Annotated in this window: 18 protein-coding genes and 1 pseudogene; 6 read left to right on the top strand and 13 right to left on the bottom strand. The window is 64.3% G+C overall.

Annotation, left to right across the window (positions count from 1 at the left end):
* Positions 1-22: 22 nt before the first annotated feature.
* The 7 genes from P3T40_RS19775 to P3T40_RS19745 all read right to left on the bottom strand — a co-directional run bounded on the left by P3T40_RS19775 (position 23) and on the right by P3T40_RS19745 (position 6,307).
* The gene (locus P3T40_RS19775; protein ID WP_429269432.1) at positions 23-1,429 is read right to left on the bottom strand and encodes a hypothetical protein; all 1,407 of its coding nucleotides are present in this window, start codon (positions 1,427-1,429) and stop codon (positions 23-25) included.
* A 145-nt stretch (positions 1,430-1,574) separates the two neighbouring features.
* Complete coding sequence (locus P3T40_RS19770) at positions 1,575-2,369, bottom strand: peptidase C39 (protein ID WP_429269404.1); 795 nt, start codon at positions 2,367-2,369, stop codon at positions 1,575-1,577.
* Positions 2,370-2,375: 6 nt separating this feature from the next.
* On the bottom strand, positions 2,376-2,990 hold the full coding sequence (locus tag P3T40_RS19765) for a C39 family peptidase (protein ID WP_429269431.1): 615 nt from the start codon (positions 2,988-2,990) through the stop codon (positions 2,376-2,378).
* A gap of 171 nt (positions 2,991-3,161) precedes the next feature.
* Positions 3,162-4,556, bottom strand: coding sequence for a hypothetical protein (locus P3T40_RS19760; RefSeq protein ID WP_429269403.1), 1,395 nt, complete (start codon positions 4,554-4,556; stop codon positions 3,162-3,164).
* A 29-nt stretch (positions 4,557-4,585) separates the two neighbouring features.
* Positions 4,586-5,233 carry a hypothetical protein gene (locus tag P3T40_RS19755; protein WP_429269402.1) on the bottom strand — a complete coding sequence of 216 codons (648 nt, stop codon included), beginning with the start codon at positions 5,231-5,233 and terminating at the stop codon, positions 4,586-4,588.
* Positions 5,230-5,727, bottom strand: a complete 498-nt coding sequence (locus tag P3T40_RS19750; protein WP_429269401.1) for a hypothetical protein — start codon at positions 5,725-5,727, stop codon at positions 5,230-5,232. The genes P3T40_RS19755 and P3T40_RS19750 overlap by 4 nt, the downstream gene beginning before the upstream one ends.
* A gap of 79 nt (positions 5,728-5,806) precedes the next feature.
* A complete protein-coding gene (locus P3T40_RS19745; RefSeq protein WP_429269400.1) occupies positions 5,807-6,307 on the bottom strand; it encodes a hypothetical protein in 501 nt (166 codons plus the stop codon).
* Between the two features lie 536 nt (positions 6,308-6,843).
* Between P3T40_RS19745 and P3T40_RS19740 the strand changes: the two genes are divergently transcribed.
* Positions 6,844-8,235, top strand: coding sequence for a sigma 54-interacting transcriptional regulator (locus P3T40_RS19740; RefSeq protein ID WP_429269399.1), 1,392 nt, complete (start codon positions 6,844-6,846; stop codon positions 8,233-8,235).
* Between the two features lie 91 nt (positions 8,236-8,326).
* Complete coding sequence (locus tag P3T40_RS19735) at positions 8,327-9,298, top strand: thymidylate synthase (protein WP_429269398.1); 972 nt, start codon at positions 8,327-8,329, stop codon at positions 9,296-9,298.
* 18 nt (positions 9,299-9,316) lie between these two features.
* Here P3T40_RS19735 and P3T40_RS19730 read toward each other — a convergent pair whose 3' ends face one another.
* The 5 genes and pseudogenes from P3T40_RS19730 to P3T40_RS19710 all read right to left on the bottom strand — a co-directional run bounded on the left by P3T40_RS19730 (position 9,317) and on the right by P3T40_RS19710 (position 14,293).
* Complete coding sequence (locus tag P3T40_RS19730; RefSeq protein WP_429269397.1) at positions 9,317-9,742, bottom strand: HipA domain-containing protein; 426 nt, start codon at positions 9,740-9,742, stop codon at positions 9,317-9,319.
* Positions 9,739-10,077, bottom strand: a pseudogene (locus P3T40_RS19725) (HipA domain-containing protein); the annotation flags it as partial. The pseudogene P3T40_RS19725 and the gene P3T40_RS19730, both read right to left, overlap by 4 nt.
* 107 nt (positions 10,078-10,184) lie before the next feature.
* A complete protein-coding gene (locus tag P3T40_RS19720) occupies positions 10,185-10,526 on the bottom strand; it encodes a helix-turn-helix domain-containing protein (RefSeq protein WP_429269396.1) in 342 nt (113 codons plus the stop codon).
* Positions 10,527-10,762: 236 nt separating this feature from the next.
* Positions 10,763-13,408 (bottom strand): DUF6600 domain-containing protein, encoded by a 2,646-nt coding sequence (locus P3T40_RS19715; protein WP_429269395.1) that lies wholly within the window; start codon positions 13,406-13,408, stop codon positions 10,763-10,765.
* Between the two features lie 171 nt (positions 13,409-13,579).
* Positions 13,580-14,293: an ArsR/SmtB family transcription factor gene (locus P3T40_RS19710; protein ID WP_429269394.1), complete on the bottom strand. Its 714-nt coding sequence runs from the start codon at positions 14,291-14,293 to the stop codon at positions 13,580-13,582.
* Positions 14,294-14,495: 202 nt separating this feature from the next.
* Between P3T40_RS19710 and P3T40_RS19705 the strand changes: the two genes are divergently transcribed.
* The 4 genes from P3T40_RS19705 to P3T40_RS19690 all read left to right on the top strand — a co-directional run bounded on the left by P3T40_RS19705 (position 14,496) and on the right by P3T40_RS19690 (position 17,951).
* Positions 14,496-14,639, top strand: coding sequence for a hypothetical protein (locus P3T40_RS19705; RefSeq protein WP_429269393.1), 144 nt, complete (start codon positions 14,496-14,498; stop codon positions 14,637-14,639).
* Between the two features lie 156 nt (positions 14,640-14,795).
* Entirely contained in the window at positions 14,796-16,082 is a 1,287-nt protein-coding gene (locus P3T40_RS19700) for an MFS transporter (protein ID WP_429269430.1), read from the top strand.
* A gap of 111 nt (positions 16,083-16,193) precedes the next feature.
* Positions 16,194-17,231, top strand: a complete 1,038-nt coding sequence (locus tag P3T40_RS19695) for a GlxA family transcriptional regulator (RefSeq protein WP_429269392.1) — start codon at positions 16,194-16,196, stop codon at positions 17,229-17,231.
* A 213-nt stretch (positions 17,232-17,444) separates the two neighbouring features.
* Positions 17,445-17,951: an acyl-CoA thioesterase gene (locus P3T40_RS19690; RefSeq protein ID WP_429269391.1), complete on the top strand. Its 507-nt coding sequence runs from the start codon at positions 17,445-17,447 to the stop codon at positions 17,949-17,951.
* Positions 17,952-18,088: 137 nt separating this feature from the next.
* Here P3T40_RS19690 and fumC read toward each other — a convergent pair whose 3' ends face one another.
* Positions 18,089-19,489: a class II fumarate hydratase gene (gene fumC / locus P3T40_RS19685; protein ID WP_429269390.1), complete on the bottom strand. Its 1,401-nt coding sequence runs from the start codon at positions 19,487-19,489 to the stop codon at positions 18,089-18,091.
* Positions 19,490-19,518: the final 29 nt, after the last annotated feature.

The raw sequence follows: 19,518 nt of genomic DNA, 5'->3' as shown, positions 1-19,518 counted from the left end.
TCAACCTCGTATCGTTGGCACGTCAGAAGGTGTAGGGAAAGCGCACGCCGACCACGAAGTTCGGCGTATCAGGCGTCAGCCCGACCGAAACCGAACCGTTGATCGTCAGGTGTTTGTTCACTACGTGATTCAACCCAAAGGTGATGGCCGAAGCGGTCGTCTCGCTGCCCGGTACCTTCGAATAAGTGCCGCCTGGCGCCTTGGTCTGCGACTCCGGCTCCAGCGCCATGGTGTAGGACACGCTCGCTGAATCCTTGTCGGAGAAAGCAAGCGCCGCGCCGCCACCAAACTGGATGACGTCGCCGAGCTTGACCGTCGCCGGTTCGGTCTGGCCGATGACCGACGAGATATCCGAGAACGAACGCGCGATGTTGTAGGTGTACGAGACGCTGCCGAACAGCACGACCGGATCGTAGGTCTTCAGCGCCGACAGGCCCGCTGTGACGTTCCAGAAGCCCGTGCCGGTAGGCAACTTGTCGGGGGCGACGAGGTTGGTATTGTTCGCGTCGACCTGCTGAAGCTTGATGCCGAACGGCGACGAACCGCTCGGTGTCTTGATGCGCAGACTGCCGACCAGGTCCGGCAGGTTGTTGGTTTCCTTCAGGAATTCATAGTAAACCCCGAAGTTGACGTCACCGATATCGCTCGAGTTCGCCGACGCATCCGAAAGCGTGCTGGCCGCGCCGCCGGCGCCGCCGACGATGAAGTTGCTGTGCCGGTAAATATACGGCACGTCGACGTCGACGCTCAGCCGGTCGCTGATGCCGTAGCGCGTGTCGAGATCCGCCATCACCTGGTGCGACTTGGTTTCGCCCAGGTTGATGTTGCCGAGGAAAATCGCATCGAGCGCGAGGAAGCCGGACAGTTGCAGCTGGCGGCGGTCGTAGTAGGTATCGCTGATGCCCCAGTCGAAGGTCAGCTTGTGGTCGAACAGCGGCGTGTGCTGCTGGCTCTGTACCACGGCGTCTTCCGATTGCGTACGCACGGGCTGTGCTTCTTTCTGGGTCTGGCCGACCGCGCCGGTTCCATCGGTGGCAGCCGGCAGTCCGCCGGCAGTGCTGCTCGCCGGCGCAGGCGGATTGACCGGCACACCGGTCGCGGTGCCGGTGCCGCCGCCGGGCGCGGGCGTCCCGGGGTTGACCTGGGCGAGCGGCGGCAGCGGCACGGGCAGCCCGTCGGCGCCGGGCTGCTCGGCGACCGCGGCGCTGTCGGTCGGCGCTCCGACCCCCGGCATCCCCCGGCCGCGCTGCGACATTTCGAGGTTGGTGACCTGCTGTTCGAGCGAATTGATCTGCTTCTGCTGCTCGCCGATCACGCGCATCAGCGTGTTCAGCCGTTCTTCGACCGATTGATCCGCAAGCGCCTGCGCACTGGCCGCTTGTGAAAGTGCAAACAGCATGACTGCTGTAGGGATGGCCGCTAACATCATGCGCGGTGACCCGGTCCTGGAAAGTCTGGTCATTTTTGTTCCCCCGGTATTCTGACCGCGCCTCACATGTCTCCTTGTGCATAGCGCGGTCGCTTTGATACTTCAATGCTTCGTATTCCTATTTTTCATCGGATTGCAGTCCGTGTTATCTCCTCGCCGTGTTTTGCAGGGCTTGTAATACGCCGAGTTGGCGAAGCATCGAGGCCGACATCTGTTGCGTCTGCAAATGCAGTTGCAACGCGTTGGCGACTTGCTGGTTATTGCCTGCAATCTGTAGTAGTTGGGCGATCTGACCGGATTGTTGTGACGTACCCGGGGTGATCGTTTGTGTGGCGAGGCCCGCCGGTGTTTGCAGCGCGATCGAAATGCCGCCGTTGCCGAACGCGACGCCGGCTTTGACGGAACCGCTCGTATTGCTCGCGAAGGCTGATGTCTGGTTGTTATAGGTGCCGCCTGCGAGGCTGTTCAACGGGGTGTTGAAGTCGATCACCGCCTGGTTGTTGCCGGAGTTGCCGTTGCCGGCCACCTGGGTGATCTGCGAGACGCCGTTGACGTTCGCATTCTGGCCGCCTGTGGCGCTGGCGTTCGGATTGGCGCCGCTGCCCGAGGTGTTGTTCGAGCCGATGACGGCGGCGGACGAACTGACCTGGACGGAGACCTGATTGAGCGCGTTGGTCACGATGGCGAGCGCGCCCCGCGCGACGGCGGTGGTGCCGTTAGGCAGGTTCCATTGCGACAGCAGGTTCACTACGACGCCGGAAATGATGTCGCCGGCAACCCCTTTGCCGCTTTGCGATGCGAGGATAGTGTCGTCGACCGGTTGCAGTTTGACGGCGGCGACGTCTTCAAAAATAGGAGCTGCCGTCGGCTCGGCAGCATGCGCGACCCCGCATGTTGCGAAACACAACGCGCAACCGACAGTGATTAGGTTTTGATCCATGATGAGTCAGAACAACTCTGCCTTGATCAGACCGTATTCAACAAAGGGAATCGCTGCCGTACCGTTTTCTAGCGCACGTTCACGCAGCTTTAGCGCGAGCGACTCGTTGCCCTGCAAGAGCGGAGAATCCTCCATAAATGGCTTGCCCACGACTGCGAACACGAGGCCGTTCCACTTCTTGACGAAGTCGTCTTCGGAAATGATGCGGTTGCCCAACGCCGGGTCGGCGACGAAGATGAGCCCGTTTTCAGCGTGCTTGACGATGATGAAGTGTTCGTAACCGTCGCTGTTCATCAGCACGATCACGGGAATCTGCAGGTGGTAGAGCGCCTCGGATGCAACCCGGAAGCCACGGCCACGCAGGCCGAGCGTCTCGACGAATTTCTTCATGTCGAGCATCGAGAAGCCGTTTTTCACCACCACTTCCGGTGTCGAGAACACCATCATGCGGCGGATCATTTCGGTTTCGGGAATATCGATGCCGTAGCCGTACTTCAGCAGCGTGGCGAGCGCCGCTGACCCACAGCTATAGTCGTACCGCTGGGAAACGATGTGGTTGTAGCGCAGATCGCGGATCGAATGCACGTTCACGTTGAACGGCACGCCCGCGGCGGCATACATGTTGAGCGCACTCTGCGCATGACCCGGCTGCGACAGCAAAAGGCCGGTGCTGAGCGCCAGAAGAAGACAGCGCGCTGCCCTGCTCACCCCGAACATGGTCCTACCCCCCTGCGGAGACAGCCGGCCAGCCCGTGGGCTGACCGGAGTCTTCCTGCCTTGATGCTTTAGAGACTAGTGCGACACGCTGGCGACTGCGAGGCCGTTGTGTTGCAGGTTGCCTACCCCCGACGCGATATTCACGCCGATGTTGCCGGTTGCGCCGGCGAGAGCGCCAGCGCCGAGCAGCGACGAGCCGGTGAACTGGCCGTTCACAGCTGCTTCAGCGGTCTGGCAGTTCTGGTCGCTGGCGACCACTTCGCCGCCGTCACCCGAGGCGCCACGCGAGCCCCTGCCGGTCGTCGGAGTGCTGTCGGTCGTGGCAGATGCAGAGAGGCTGTTGTTCTGCACGTTGCCTGCGCCCGACGCCACGTTCACGCCGACATTGCCGGTCGCGCCCGCCAGCGCGCCTGCTCCGACCGAGGAGACGAAGTTGAAGTCACCAATCTTGGCCGTGCCGCCCGATGCCTGGGTCGAGTAGATCTGCGCGCTGCCGAAGACTGGGCCCACATCCATGTTCGACAGGGCCGCGTCGTTGGACTGCGCGTTGTCCACACCGGTGGCGATGTTGACGCCGATGTTGCCGCTCGTGCCGGTCAGTGCATTGCTGCCGATGCCCGCCGACATTTCCGTCGCCGTTTGGGTATTGATGTGCTGAGTAATGCTGCCGTTCACCGTCACCGAACCCGCGTTGTCGGAATAGTTATGTGCCCACGAACTGGCGTGGCTGCCTTCCGAGAAGGCATAGTTCGTCCTGCTGCCGTGGCCATGGCTGGAATTCGTGGTCGTGCTCGTGCTGCCGGCTTCATAGCCGCCGTATGCCACGCCGTAGCCTGCTGCTGCCGCCTCGAAGCCAGCGCCGGCGTTTTCCGACTCGTGGGTGTTCAGTGCTCCGGCGAAGCCCGCTGCCAGTCCGCCGACGATAACCCCGTTGCCGCCGCCGATCCCCGCGATCAAGCCTGCTGCGAGGAAGCCGTTTGCCGAGGCATGCGTGTTCGAGTAGCTGTAGCTCTGAGCGGCCGCAGCGACGCCCGCTGCGAAGCCGCCGCCGGCGACAAAGCCGCCGCTGGATGAGCTGGTCGACGTATGGGTGTTGGTGTTGTTGTACGCGTATCCCGAGGTGCTGTACGACTGGCTGTAGCCGCCGCCGCTGTTGCTGCCGCTTGCGTTGTTCCAGGAATCATTCGTGTGGATGCCTGTCGTCACGCTGCCGGAGGTGTAGCTTTGCGGGGGCGTCTTCATGTCGACACCGCCGACATTGACGTTCTGCGTGTTGTTGACCGTGGCGCCGTTGCTGCTCGACACATCGACCTTGCCGCGCAGGGTGATGAAGCCGAATTCGCCGATGTCGGTGTAGATGTTGGTGGCGGTAAAGAGCTCAGCCGGGTCGCAACCCGCCGTGCATTCGGCGTAGGCCGAACTTGCTGCCATCGTCGAAAGAACAGCTGCTGCAATGAGAGTGCGCTTCATGATGACGCTCCGATAAAGAGTGTGGCTCGTTAGAAAAAGGTGCCCGCCGGGGGACGGAGCACAAAACTATTTGAACTGACATTGCCTGAGCCGGCAGTCTGGTTGATCTGGACAATCCCACTGACGTTCTTGAGCGCGTCCGTACCGATAGATACCTCGCGTGTGCTGTGGTTTTCGCCAGATCCGCCTGTCCCGCCGTTTTTGGCGGTCGTAGCGGATAGGACCCCATCCGCTACGATCTCCCCTTCAACCGGCGCAGAACCGATAACGGCACTGTTCCGCTGAAGATTCGCTACACCCGCCGACTGATTCACTTCGATAAGGCCAGAGGTGTTTGAGAATGCATTACTGCCGATGTCGCTTTTCGCGGCCGTCGACTTCGCGTTGACCGACGCGGCTTGCGCGCTGCCGGTCAGGTTCAGAGGCACGGGCCCGTTCATGAGGACACCCTGATTGGCTTGCACGTTGTCGAGCCCGGCTGTTTCGTTGATGGCCACGACGCCATTGGCGCCACTTGCTACGCCGCCGCCGATCACCGACTGCGCGTCCACCAGAGCGGGCGGCGTCTGGGCTTGGGCTGCGAAGCTCGCGCAACCGAGCAGCGCGAGGGCGATCAGCGAACGCAGCGGCTGGCGTGACGGCAGGGTTTTCATGGACTGAGCCCGGGAAGTGTTCATTTGATGGCTCCCATCGCTGCGCCGAGCGGTGCCAGGGCGCCGGTGATGGTCTGGGTAATCGTGCTGCCGAGCCCGCCTGCGCCGCCGAGGCCGGCGGCCGCACCGGCGGACAGGCCAGTGCCGTTGCCGTTGCCCGCGAGCAGGTGCGTGACACCGTTCGTGCCGACCAGCGCCGGCATGAAGGCGCTGCCCGTGATGCCGGCGGTGCCGTGCGCGCCGTTCAGATCGAGATCGCTCGCCATCGAGCCGATCGCTCCGTCGAATGCGGCGGTTGGGAACGTCTGGACCTGCACGCCGATCGGATCGTCGCTCTTCGGGACCGGCACGAACGCATCACGCGGCGTGACGTCACGCTCGATGATCAGGTTGCCGGGCTGCGTCGCTTCCTGCGCGGCGGCGGGGGCGATGGCCCCGGCGGCGAGCACGCTGCACAGCGCACAGAGCAGGGCGGTGTGGCCGCTGCGCAGGCGTGGCATCTGGGTTGAGGCGTTCATGTCGGGTCCTTGCTGGCGGACGGTCGGTCGGTGCGGGCTTGGGTGATCTTTAGCCGGCAGCGGAGCGGGCGTCGTTCAACTAATTGCGCTGATAGGTCGTAACATTGCCCTGTGCTGAGCGGGCGACGTCGACCGGAATCGGCAGCGGCGAGGGCGGGGCGATTTCGTCCCACAGCGTCACGCCGTTGCCACCGTTGCCGCCGCTGCGCACCAGCTGCGGGGTTGCGGAGACCATCAACATGCCGCTGAAGCCGCCGCGCTGCTGCGACAACGCCTGATCGTCGAGCGCCAGATCGTTCACCGCGGCCGCGTCGGCAGGGATGCTCAGCGCGTCGCCGGCGAGATCGCTGGCTGGCGCAGCGGTATTCGCGGTAGTTGCTGGATCGCTGACCGCCGTAGCCGGGGCCGTCGCCGCTGCGGGCGCCGTGCTCGCGAGGGTGACGGACCCGGTGTCAGGGGAACTGGCTGTGACGGCTTCCTGTGCGTTGACGCCAGAGGGCAGTGCAACAATCAGCAGCGCGGCGCAGAGTGCGGCGCAAGGCCGGAAGTGGCGCAAGTCGATGCGGAAAGCGAGTCGCATGATGTGTCTCCTTGGTGCAGGGCATTTAGCGAAACATGTGCCATGAGGCGCAATCCGTTGATACGACTGGGTGCGTGATAAGCAGTGGGGAGGGAATCCGCAAAAATGCGGCAAAAACGTTTCAGCCCTGAAACGGCTGGCAGGAAATACCGATAAATCGCAATTAGCGCCGGTACGCGAAAGGCCAGGGTAGACACGTAGCCGGCCACCCTGGAAACGTTTTATTAAAAATGCGCAGACTTGTGCGACGCCCGCCCAGCCTTGCTGGGCGGCGAAAGGGGCGATTAAATTCGCATATTTGTTTTCGAAGCGGCGCGCGTATAGTAAGCTCTCGAAAACAGAGTCACATTTAAAAAAAGCCTGAAGCTGGGCCGTCTCAATCACACACGCCGCTTTTCGGGGATCAGCTGTCCGCACGGAATGGAATGGCCGTTCGGTTTTTGCTACGCGCGAATCCCGGACTGAGTCAGCGTGTCTGAAACATGTTCAGGTGCGTGCCGTCATCCTTAACGTTCGTTGACGAGAGGATCTGAATAATGGAACCCGCAACGCGGCAACTGATTTACGTTTCGCGTGACCCTAGCGCGGAATTGAATACCCGGTTTCACCAGCGCGGCTGGCACGTCGAAGTCGTGGGTTCGGCGCGCGATGTCCGCCGTGCCGTTCGGGCCGGTACGGCCGCGGGCGGTCTGCTCGATCTGTCGAGCCATTTCCAGCAGCACGAGATCGCTGCGTTCGAATCGTGCCTGACGATGCCGAACGTCGGCTGGGTCGCCGCGACCATGCCTGGCCAGTTGCAGGATGCCGCGTTACGCCGGCTCGTGCGCGACTACTGTTTTGATTACGTAACGGTGCCTTATTCGGGTGACAGGATCGTCGACTCGGTTGGGCACGCCTACGGCATGATCTCGCTTGGCGAGCCTGCTTCGAACGAGGGCCTGCCGAACGGCGCCGAAGGGGAAATGGTTGGCTCGTGCGATGCGATGCTCGCGTTGTTCCGCTCGATCCGCAAAGTGGCGATGACCGACGCACCGGTGTTTATCTCGGGCGAATCGGGCACCGGCAAGGAACTCACGGCGGTGGCGATCCACGAGCGTTCGTCACGCCGCAGCGCGCCTTTTGTACCGATCAACTGCGGTGCGATTCCGCCGCATCTGTTGCAGTCCGAATTGTTCGGCTACGAACGCGGCGCCTTTACGGGCGCCAATCAGCGCAAGATCGGCCGGGTCGAAGCTGCCAACGGCGGCACCCTGTTTCTGGATGAAATCGGCGATCTGCCGCTCGAAAGCCAGGCGAGCCTGCTGCGTTTCCTGCAGGAGCGCAAGGTCGAGCGGCTGGGCGGCCACGGCGCGATCGACGTCGATGTGCGCATTATCTCGGCAACCCACGTCGATATGAACGCGGCGATGATCGAAGGGCGTTTCCGTTCGGACCTGTATCACCGTCTGTGCGTGCTGCAGATCGACGAACCACCGTTGCGTGCACGTGGTAAGGATATCGAACTACTTGCGCGGCACATGCTGGAACGTTTCAAAAAGGATGCAAGCCGCCGTCTGCGCGGTTTCGCGCCCGATGCGATCGCGGCGCTGCACAATTACAGCTGGCCGGGTAACGTGCGTGAACTGATCAACCGGGTGCGGCGCGCCATCGTGATGTCGGAAGGGCGTGCGATTACGGCCCGCGATCTCGAGCTTGCGGAGTACGTGGAGATCGTGCCCGTCTCGCTCGCTCAAGCGCGCGAAGCGGCGGAGCGGCAGGCCATCGAACTGGCGTTGTTGCGCCATCGCGGCCGCCTCGGCGACGCGGCGCAGGAACTGGGCATCTCACGTGTAACGCTGTACCGTTTGCTGTGCGCGCATGGGATGCGCCATATGGAAGGCGAACCCATCCTGCCGCATGGCGAACCGGCTACGATGCCGCACATCTGAGGCGCGTTGGGCGCCGGTCGCCCGCGCTTGCTAGAATCGGGTTTTGTCGCAAAAAGTCCCAGGCGCTCAGCGCCGGGCCGAAGGAACCCGAATGAAACAATACCTCGACCTCGTCCGCTCGATTCTCGATACCGGCACGTGGCAGGAGAATCGCACAGGCATCCGCACCATCAGCATGCCGGGCGCGATGCTACGCTTCGACCTCCAGCAGGGTTTCCCCGCCGTCACGACCAAGAAGCTCGCGTTCAAGTCGGCCATTGGCGAGCTGGTGGGATTCCTGCGTGCGTCGCGCAGCGCGGCGGACTTTCGCGATCTCGGCTGCAAGGTGTGGGACGCGAATGCGAATCAGAATCCGCAGTGGCTCGCCAATCCGTATCGCGAAGGTCCTGACGACCTCGGCGACGTGTACGGCGTGCAATGGCGCAAGTGGCCGGCATACAAGGTGCTGGATGCGTCCGCCAGTGCGCAGATCGCGGATGCGACCGAACGCGGCTATCGGGTTGTCACTGAATTCGACGAAGACGGCGGCCGCAAGGTGCTGCTGTACAAGGCCATCGACCAGTTGCGGCAGTGTCTCGACACGATCATGCAGAACCCTGGCGACCGGCGCATTCTGTTTCATGCGTGGAACCCTGCGGTGCTTGAAGAGATCGCTTTGCCGGCGTGCCATCTGCTTTATCAGTTTCTGCCGAATGCGGCGCGCCGCGAGATCTCGCTATGCCTGTATATTCGCAGCAACGATGTGGGCCTCGGCACGCCGTTCAATCTGACCGAAGGCGCGGCCCTGCTGCATCTGGTCGGACGGCTGACGGGCTATACGCCGCGCTGGTTTACGTACTTTATCGGCGACGCCCACATCTACGAGAATCAGTTCGACATGCTGCAGCGGCAACTAACGCGCGAGCCGTATGAGAGCCCGCAGTTGGCAATTGCCGAGCGCGTGCCCGATTACGCGAAAACAGGCGTGTACGAGCCTGAGTGGCTCGAAAAAATCGAGCCGGCGGATTTCTCGCTGGTCGGGTATCGACATCACGAACCGCTGACCGCGCCGATGGCGGTTTAAGGCGGAGCCCGGGGCCTCTCACGGTAAGAGCTTGCGCAGCTCGGGGGTCGAGATATCGTCGATGTGACGAAACGCTGGCGCGGCTTTATCCATCTCGGCCGCGTCGACGCCGAACTCCTCGAAGTAGACCCGCCATTCCCGCACCACGCGCCAGATGTCCGCAATCATCTGGCCGGCAGCGCGCTGGGATAGCGTGAATTTGCTGTACCAGCTGAGCGCGTTGTCCAGCGTGGCCAGTCTTCCATCCTTGCCTATGCTCAGGTGAAGATAGCGTTCGGTGGCATGGCTGGCGCGAGGCAGAACGTCGTAAAGCGGGCTCAGCCTCCAGCCGGGCAATGCAGCATCCCAAACGACGCCGTGGTTGCGCAGATGGTCATCGTCGTTGCTGACGAAGATGTTGTAGACCATGCGCTTGAAGAGCTCCGCGTTGTTGTCGCGAATCACGTCCGGATGGCAATATTTTCGAATGGCTTCGGCCAGGTCCTATACGACTTGTTGCGCGACTCGGTCTCACCACACGCTACCAGCGTGAGGCCGCTGACAAACGCCGAGCGATGCTCTACTCGCCCCTCGCCGGACCCGAGATTCAGCAGGTCGGCGTGCTGCACCGGCTTGCCGCCCGGCGCCATCCAATAGCGATCGAATCGACGGATCAACATAATGCGACGCTCGCCAAGCAACAGCGTTTTCACCGGCGGTACCGTCAACCCAGCTTTCTCTGCCATCCTGAGTGCGGCGCACTCGATTCCCGGAATATCGAATCGGTCGTGGCGGCTCGCGAATTTGGCGAGCGCCTATTGCGTGCCGATGTTGGCAAAAGTGATCAGTTTTGATTCGCGAGCTGCGATCGAAATCCTTTTTTATCAGAGCGGGGTCAGGCGCGTCGTTAGAAATCCAGTTCGTCGCGCTCGGCTGCGCTCATCTCGCGAACCCGGGATTTGCGCTCGCGCGCTGTTAGCGCCGCCAGCGCCGGGTCTTGTTCCGCGTAGAGGATTTCAAGTGACGTGCCGGGCGCGATGGCTTCCAGATACCGTAGCACCTGGCCGATGGCGAGGCCTGTGTCCCCGTGTTCAAGGCGATACGCGGTATTGCGCGATAGACCCGCGCGTAGCGCCGCGTCGGTCTGTTTGACGCCGCGCGCGATGCGCAGGCGCGCCAGCAGTTCCCCGAGGCGCTTGCTCTGTTCGAGAAGTGACGGCGAGAGGCTGGAAGCTTGAGTGATCTTCATGCTCGTTAAAACGCTCATTACGGGCTGAATGCTCGATATATCGAGCATATTGGTCGGCCAGTTCTCATGCGTCAAATTTTTGATCGTGGAATTATGTGCGTAAAATCGAGCATAAAGACCATAATGCTCGATTTTACGAGCATTATGGTTTGCGGCAAGCGGCGGTATGTGAAGCCATCTGCGAGTCCGGCAGCGGCGCGGCTCCCCTGCAAGCCTCGTATCGCCGGTGGGTAACGTTACCCCTTGCGATGCTCGTCGTGGCCGCCGTTGTTCGAATGTTGCTCCTGATGCGGCTGAGGACGTGGCTGTTGAGCCTGCTGTGGGGGGCGCGCTTCGGGCCGCGGCTGCTGCGCCTGCTGCGGGTGGAATTCCTGACGCGGGGCCTGCTGCGCCTGCTGCGGGTGATATTCCTGACGCGGCTGGGCTTGCGGCTGCGGCCGGGGCTCCTCACGCGGTGCCTGTTGGACCTGTTGCGGGTGATATTCCGGCCGCGGTTGGGCTTGCGCTTGCGGGCGGGACTCCTCACGCGGTGCCTGCTGGGCCTGTTGCGGGTGATATTCCTGCGGCGGTTGGGCTTGCGGTTGCGGTCGGGCTTCTCCACGTGGCGCTTGCTGCGCCTGCTGCTGGCGATACTCCGCTGCACGCGCCTGCTGTTGCTGCTGCTGCGCATTGACATCCCGCTCAGCTTGTTGAGGCGCACGCGCAGCCATCGACGGATTCTCCGCCGGATGCGGAACACCATGCTCCTGCGCCTGCTGTGCAGCGAACGCGCCTGGCTGCTGGCGATTCTGCGTCTCGCCTTGTTGTTGCGCGAGCGGCTCGCGTCCGCCGGCCTGCTGGGCCGCACCATGCTCCTGTGTCTGCTGGGCCTGCACCGCCATCGGCGTGTGCGGCTGCGTCCACGCCGGCTCGCGGCGCGCTTCGGCCGCCGTCTGCTGGCCTGCTGCAAGAGCGGCAGCACCGTGCTGCGCGAACGCGTTCGGATTGCCTCCTGCTGCTTGCGGCGGACGCGGCACACCGTTGTTCGGCTGTGGCCGTTCATTAGCAAGCTGGGCCGGCGCACCCGGTGCCCCAGGCCGCGCCTGCTCAGCCACGCCATGGGGCGCTTGCGCCGCATTCGGGCCGCCAGCAAGCGGACGCGCACCGTTCGAAGCAGGCTCACCGGGTCGCGCTGCACCCTGCGCGACACGCGGCTCGGCGCCAGGCGCCATGCGCGGCGAGTTCGCCTGTACCACCCGCACGTTCTGCGCGCCCATCGTGGGGCCACCATGCGTCTGGGCAGCCACGAAATGCGCCGGCACGGAAGTGCGCACGATCGGTTCGCCCGCGCCCGGCACCCGGCCGCCGCCTTGCGCGAAACGTTGCGCCAGCGTGTCGTGATAGGCCGGCGGCACGGCCGGACTGCGCGTCGCCACCACAGAGCGGGCCGTCACCGCTGCGGGCGGCCGGTAGTTCGCATTGCGCAAGCCGGAATCGAAACTCTGACGGACCGGCGCGATGCCCGGGCCGCCCGGGTTGATCTGCGGGTTGCGCCATTGCCGCGGGTCGACCTTCTGGGCGAAGCGACCGACCGGCTGGCCATGCACGAAGGCAGCTGCCGGAACCGCGGTAACGCCACCCGGCGCACGGTAGTTGATATAGGTGTTGTGAATGTTGGTGATGTTCGTGACATTCACGTTGTGGTTGTGGTTGTAGTTGTTGACGCGGTTGTAGTAACCCGGGCTCCAGCCGCCCCCGCGCGGATGCCACGGTTCGCCCGGACCGAGCGGGAACCAGGCCACGCCTACCGCGGCCGCGGCGCCGATCCCCAGACTCACGCCCCAGTCGAACGAGCCGCCTCCACCGCCGACAAAGGCGACTAGCGCCGGCGCGTAGACCGGCGGTTCGTTCTCGACGATCGGGCCCGGTACCCATGCCCAGGAGTCGTCGACCTGGGCCCAGCGGCCGTAGTGATACGGCGCGAAGCCCCACGGCGCGTCGTCGACCCAGGTCCAGCCCCACGGTGCCTGCCAGACCCAGTGGCCGTCGTGGTAGGGCGCCCAGCCAGCCGGCACTGCGCTCGGCACCCACACTTCGCCGTACTGCGGGCTGCTGCGCCAGCTACCGTTCGCGTCGAGGTCTTCGTAACCCGGCACGTCGCGTGACACGTAGCGAGCCGACACCGAGCGGTCTTCGGCCACGTCGCGGCTGGTAGCCCATTGATCGAAGCCATCGAGGCCTGGCGCGCCGTTGTCGGCCACCTGCTGCAGGGCGGTGCCCGCAAAGCGGATCTGCTGGCCGGCGGCGACCGGCACCTGGCCGTTGTCGCCATACACGGTCGCGCTGCCGCTGCGCACAGTGACAGTCGTGCTGCTTCCGTCCGGGGCGACATCCACGCGGTAATCGCCGGGACCCGTCACGCCGAGGGCGAGATTCGGCGTGTCGATCTCATAGGTCGAGCCCGGAGCAAGTTCGCGCACGCGGGTCGACAACGTGCCTTGCGCGACTTTGAGCTGCGCGCTGGTGTCGTCGAGATTGAGGATGTCGAGGCTGGTCGAGTCGCCAAGCCGTACCGCGGTCGAACCGATATGCAGTTCCGCGCGAGCGTTCTGGTCGTCCCAGAGCTGGTCGCCGGTGGTGAGCGGACGGTTGATCTGCGCATAGGACCAGTCGGTAGCGCCCGCGGGTTCGGTGGTCACGGCGCCCGATGTGTAGTTCAGGCGTGCAACGCGTCCCGGTGGATCGATATTGCCGGTGTTCTGGGTGGCGCCAGGCGCGTTGTCCGGCGGCGGCGCTTCCTGCGCAACAGTAGTTTGGGCTGCGAGTGTGAACGCCGCTGCGACGATAAGGGTGTAGCCGGTGACGCGGCGCAGTGCGGGTCGGGGTGCGATGAGCTTTTTCATGTTGTGTCTCTCTAACGGACGCTTCGTGGTTTTGCATCCGTGAAAACACTCTACCGTCGCGGCCTGTTTCAAGGCGTCGACATTTGTAAGCCTCCTTACCTGCCGTGTAACAAAAAGTGCTGCGGGGCTGATTCGCAACGAAACTGAAGGTTCGGCGTAGACGGTTTGCGATCAGTTCGTCAGAAAATCGTTGAAATGCTGGTGACCGCACGGTGTGACTCTAAGGATGCGCGGCCGTTCGGTGCGCTCCACCCAGCCGTGGCTCGACCAGGCGTCGAGCAGCGCCGCGCCGAGCGCGCCGCCCAGGTGCGGCCGCCGCACGCTCCAGTCAGGACAGGTGCACGCGAAGCGGCGCCGTCGGCTGCGCTGGCCGGCTGCGTCGATGCCCCATTGGGCGAGCTGGGCGATGCCATCCGCGGTAGCTTCGAGCGTGTTGCCGTGCAAGCTCAGCAGCTTGTGGCTCAGCATCCGCTCGAAGAGCTGCACCGACAGTTCGCCGGCCATGTGGTCGTAGCAGGTGCGCGCGTAGCGCATGTCGACGGGCACCGTGCGCGCGGGGCGCGGCGCTGCGCGTTGCGGCGCGCTCGCTTGCGCCACGTTGGCGAGTGCTTCGATTGACGCCGCGATATCCGGCGAGGCAATCCGGAAGTAGCGATGCCGGCCGCGCACCTCGACTGCCAGCAGTCCGCCTTCGGTAAGGCGCGCCAAATGGGCGCTGGCGGCAGACGGCGACAGGCCGGCCACCATGCTCAGCTCGCCGGCCGGGCGCGCGCTGCCGTCCATCAGCGCCCACAGCATGGCGGCGCGGCCGGGGTCGGCGAGCAGCGCGCCGATCCGGCTCAAGCCGGGGAAGTGGTTCTGTTCGTCGGACAGTGAAGCAGACATTGAAGACTCCTGAGGCGCGGCGCGCATGAGCGCTCGCCAACATCTTCACTATATCGGACTGCGGTATTCGACGTTTCAGCCTGGCGTGAAGCGTCGAATGTCCGCACGGCGGACGGCAGGCGCGGCGGCCAGGGTAGTGCTTCTGCGCGGCCTCGGAACGCCAGGCTAGAATCAAAATCTGTCTTTGGAGAAAAGCACCGCCATGAAACTCCTGCTAGCCATTGCCGCCACCGTGCTGCTGTGCGCAGCCTGCGCACAGGGCGGCTCGGCGCCCCCGAGCGCGGATTCGAGCGGCATCACGATGTACGGCACGATCGACGAAGGCATTTCCTACCACAGCAAATGAAATGTCGTGCTGCGCCGCGTCGAGGATCGCATCGGTGTGTGCGTGCGACGTCTGGCAGAAATTGATGCATCATTGGCACTACTGCCAACGTTAACCATGTGACGATCAGGCTTCGTTCTTTCTGCCATGCGAGGCTTGCCGATGTCGTCATCGTTCATGGTTTCCTCTGCCGGTACTCGTGACCGCTCCGGTACCGGGCCTGCCCCTACGGCAGAGTCTCGCGGCCCCGTACCTGAACCGGGCCGCTGGCGCGGCACCGGCGTGCTCGCGGTCTGCCAGGCGCTCTATACGTCCTCGGTCTCCATCGATCTGACGCTGACCGGTCTTGTCGGCTACAACCTCACTACAGACAAAGCCTTCGCCACGCTGCCGTTTTCGCTAATCACCGTCGCCGCCGCGCTGACGACGATCCTCGCCTCCTTCCTGATGGCGCGCATCGGCCGGCGTGCGGGTTTCCTGCTTGGCGCCGGAGTGGGCGCGCTGGGCGGCTCGATTTCGGTGTGGGCGATCTTCCACCACAGTTTCTGGGCTTTCTGCGCGGGCACGGCGACGGTGGGCGTGTTCCAGGCATTCGCGCAGTACTACCGGCTCGCCGCGGCCGACGCAGTGGCCGTGCCCGCGAAGAGCCGTGCCATTTCGAGCGTGCTGACGGGCGGCGTCGTCGCCGCCGTGCTCGGGCCACTACTCGCCGCATGGAGCAAGGACTGGCTCGCCCCGGTCGCATTTGCCGGGTCGTATGCGCTGGTGACGGTGCTGGGGCTGGTCTCGATGGCCTTGCTGGCGTTGGCGTATCGCGATACCGCGCCGTCCACGCATGCCAATTCGGCCGCCGCCTTTGCAGAAAATGCGCCGCGCCCGCTCGGCCAGATCGTCCGGCAACCGATCTTCATCGCCGCGCTGGCGAACAATGCAATCGGCTACGCAGTGATGATGTTCGTGATGACCGCGACGCCGATTGCCGCGGTGGCATGCGGACACACGATTGGCGACGGCGCGCAGATCATCCAGTGGCACCTGGTCGGCATGTTTGCGCCGTCGCTGTTCTCGGCACGGCTGATCCAGCGCTTTGGCGTGCTGCGCGTGATCGGCTGCGGGATCGTGCTGTCGGCGCTGTGCGGCGTGTTCGCGCTGCGTTCGACCGACCTGCCGCATTTCTACGCGGCGCTCGCCTGTCTCGGGGTGGGTTGGAATTTCATGTTCGTGGGCGGCACGACGCTGCTCACGCAATCGTATCGGCCGGCCGAGCGCGCCAAGACGCAGGCGACGAGCGAGTTCACCACCTTCGCCTGTTCGGCGCTCGGCTCGTTGTTCGCGGGGCAGTTGCTCGCGCACTTCGGCTGGGCGGCGATCAACGCGGCGATCTTCCCGCTGCTCGCGCTCGCCGCCGTGGCGACGCTCGGCTATGCCTGGTCGCGCTCCCGGCAGGCTGCGTGGGTGGCGTGAGCGCGGCCGTCGGATTGCTCGACTTTGTTCGATTGAGGAAAAACGCTGATGGTCTCTTCGTTTTACGCTGCGGCTTCGGATTCTGTTGAACCGCCTCGCGCGGAGGGATCGATGCCCGGGATGCGCCACATAGTGTTCGCCGTGGCGCCGGAGCTGGTGCTGCTCGATGCATGCGGGCCGCTCGAGGCATTCTGGCGGGCCGAACTGGCGGTCGCGGCGCGCTCGGCGCTTCCCGCGGGCGGGCAGTCGGGGTCGCGCGGCGTGGCGGCGGCCTATCGCACGACGGTGGCGTCGATCGACGGCGGGGTGTTGCAGACCTTTCCCGGCCTGCCCGTGGTGACCTCGCGACTGGATGCGCTCGACGACGAGCCGATCGACACGCTGATCGTCCCTGGCGTGCCGGTCGATGACGGCGCGCCGCTGCAGCCCGAACTCGTCGCGTGGCTCGCGCGCCGCGCGCCCCGCGTGCGTCGCGTGTGTTCGGTGTGTACAGGCGCGTTCTACCTGGCCGCCGCGGGCCTGCTCGACGGCCGCCGCGCGACGACCCACTGGCGCGACGCGGCGCAGCTGGCCCGGCGCTTCCCGAAGGTCGAAGTCGACGCCGATCCGATCTTCATCCGTGACGTGCGAGATGGCCGGGCGGTGTGGACCTCGGCGGGCGTAACGGCCGGCATAGATCTCGCGCTGGCGTTGATCGAAGAGGATCTCGGGCATGCGGTCGCCATGCAGGCTGCCCGGCGGCTGGTGGTGTTCATGAAGCGGCCGGGCGGCCAGTCGCAGTTCAGCGCGGCGCTCGCGGCGCAGGCGTCGGCGGGCGGCCCGTTCGAGGCCTTGCATAGCTGGATGGCCGAGAATCTGCGCGACGATTTGTCGGTCGAGCGGCTCGCGGAGCGTACCCGGATGAGTCCGCGTACCTTTGCGCGGCGCTATGTCGACGAGGTGGGCCGCACGCCCGCCAGGACCGTCGCGGCGCTGCGTCTGGAGGCCGCTTCGCGCTGGCTCGCCGAATCGCGCCGGCCGCTCAAGCGGATTGCGCTGGAGTGCGGTTTCGGCAGCGAACAGAACCTGCGGCGGGCGTTCATGCGGCGCTTCGGCGTGCTGCCGCTCGATTACCGGGAGCGCTTTGCCGCGGCCGAACCGCTACGGTGAGGCGTCCGCCGGGACCTGGCCGTGCGCAGGTCAAACGACGCTGGAAGGACGCAGGAAAGGCCCCGAGCTGCGAAGCGGTCGCGTGACGCACTGCCCGCATTGACCCTTTTGCGTGCGGTAAAACATCATTGTCCGACGCTCTTCGCGCGCCGTAGTCAAAATTGCGCTCGTATAATCGGCTCCTTTCGATACATTTGTTTGCCCGGAGTCAAGATGAGCACCCCTGCCGCTGCGCCGCTGGACCGTTCGGAAACCACCTTCCGCTTTCTCGCCGAGCCGACCTCGGTCAACTTCGGCGGCAAGGTGCACGGGGGCGCGTTGATGAAGTGGATCGACGAGACCGCCTACGCGTGCGCCGCTGTGTGGTCCGGGCGCTATTGCGTGACGGTCAGCGTCGGCAATATCCGTTTCCGCCGGCCTATCCTGGTGGGCAACCTCGTCGAACTGCGCGCACGTGTGGTCAACACGGGGCGCACCAGCATGCACATCCATGTGTCGGTGCAGGCAGGGGACCCGAAGGGCGGTGAACTGATGCAGACCACCGACTGCCTCGTCGTGATGGTGGCGGTCAACGAGAATGGCCACCCGGTTCCGGTGCCCGCGTACGTGGCCGAGACTGAAGAACAGAAGCGCCTCGCCAAGTACGCGCTGGACGTGAAGGAGGCGCTCGACGCGATCGTCGAACTCAAGCCGGAAGAAGTGGCGAAGGGCAGGATTTAAACGCAGTGAATAAAGCGCCGCGCCGATCCTGACGACCGGCGCGACGCTTTGCATCTGCGTAGCAGAGGGGTTTCACTGGGCTTCGTTCGAGACGAGACCCGGTTTCACTCAATCAGGCCCTGAACGCGGTCCTGCCATCACCCCGGTGTATTGCCGACCATGTCGTGCGGCTTTACCCACTCGTCGAACTGCTGCTCCGTGACAAAACCGAGCGCCAGCGCCGACGCCTTCAGCGTGGTGCCTTCCTTGTGCGCCTTCTTCGCGATCTTGGCGGCCTTGTCGTAGCCGATGTGCGGATTGAGCGCCGTGACGAGCATCAGCGACTCGTTGAGCAACGTGTCGATACGCTCGCGATTCGGCTCGATCCCCACCGCGCAGTTGTCGTTGAAACTGTGCGCTCCATCGGCGATAAGACGGATTGATTGCAGTACGTTGTGCGCAATCATCGGACGGAATACGTTGAGCTCGAAGTTGCCACTCGCGCCGCCCATATTCACTGCGACGTCGTTGCCGAACACCTGGCAGCACAGCATGGTCATGGCCTCGGACTGGGTCGGATTGACCTTGCCCGGCATGATCGAGCTGCCCGGCTCGTTCTCCGGAATCGATAGCTCGCCGAGACCACAACGCGGGCCGCTCGCGAGCCAGCGCACGTCGTTGGCGATCTTCATCAGGCTGGCGGCCACGGTCTTGAGCGCGCCATGCGCAAACACCAGCGCGTCGGCAGCGGCCATCACTTCGAACTTGTTCGGCGCCGACACGAACGGCACACCGGTGAGCTTGCCGATCGCCGCCGCGACCTTGTCGGCGAACTGCGGATGCGCGTTCAGACCCGTGCCGACCGCAGTGCCGCCTTGCGCGAGTTCGTACAGATGCGGCAGCGCCGCTTCGACGTGGCGAATGCCGTGATCGAGTTGCGCGACATAGCCGGAGAATTCCTGGCCGAGCGTGAGCGGCGTCGCATCCTGCAAATGCGTGCGGCCGATCTTGACGATCCCGGCAAACGCCTTCGCTTTGCTGTCGAGCGTCGCGCGCAGCGTCTTCAGCGCAGGCACCAGATGCTTGACGATCCCCACCGCCGCCGCCACATGCATGGCGGTCGGAAACACGTCGTTGGACGACTGGCCGCGGTTCACGTCGTCATTCGGGTGCACCTTGCGCGCTTCGCCGCGCTCGCCGCCGAGCAGCTCGCTCGCGCGGTTCGCGATCACCTCGTTGAGGTTCATGTTGGTCTGCGTGCCGGAGCCGGTCTGCCAGACCGCCAGCGGAAACTCGCCGGCATGCTTGCCTTCGATGATCTCGTCGGCGGCCTGCATGATCGCCTTCGCTTTGCTTTCATCGAGCACGCCGAGGCCGAGATTGACCTCGGCCGCCGCGCGCTTGATCACGGCCAGTGCCGTAATCAGTTCGGGCGACTGCTTCTCCGTGGAGATTTTGAAATTCTGCAGCGAGCGCTGGGTTTGTGCGCCCCACAGGCGGGCGTTCGGCACGGCAATCTCGCCGAACGTGTCGCGCTCCATTCGTACGTCTTCGGTCATGGTTCAACTCCGCTTTTGCTGAATAACTG

The sequence above is a fragment of the Paraburkholderia sp. EB58 genome, from assembly GCF_050436665.1.
Classification (GTDB): Bacteria; Pseudomonadota; Gammaproteobacteria; order Burkholderiales; family Burkholderiaceae; genus Paraburkholderia.
The sequence above is the reverse complement of the archived record's forward strand: the minus strand, read 5'-3'. Positions and strand labels throughout refer to the sequence as shown.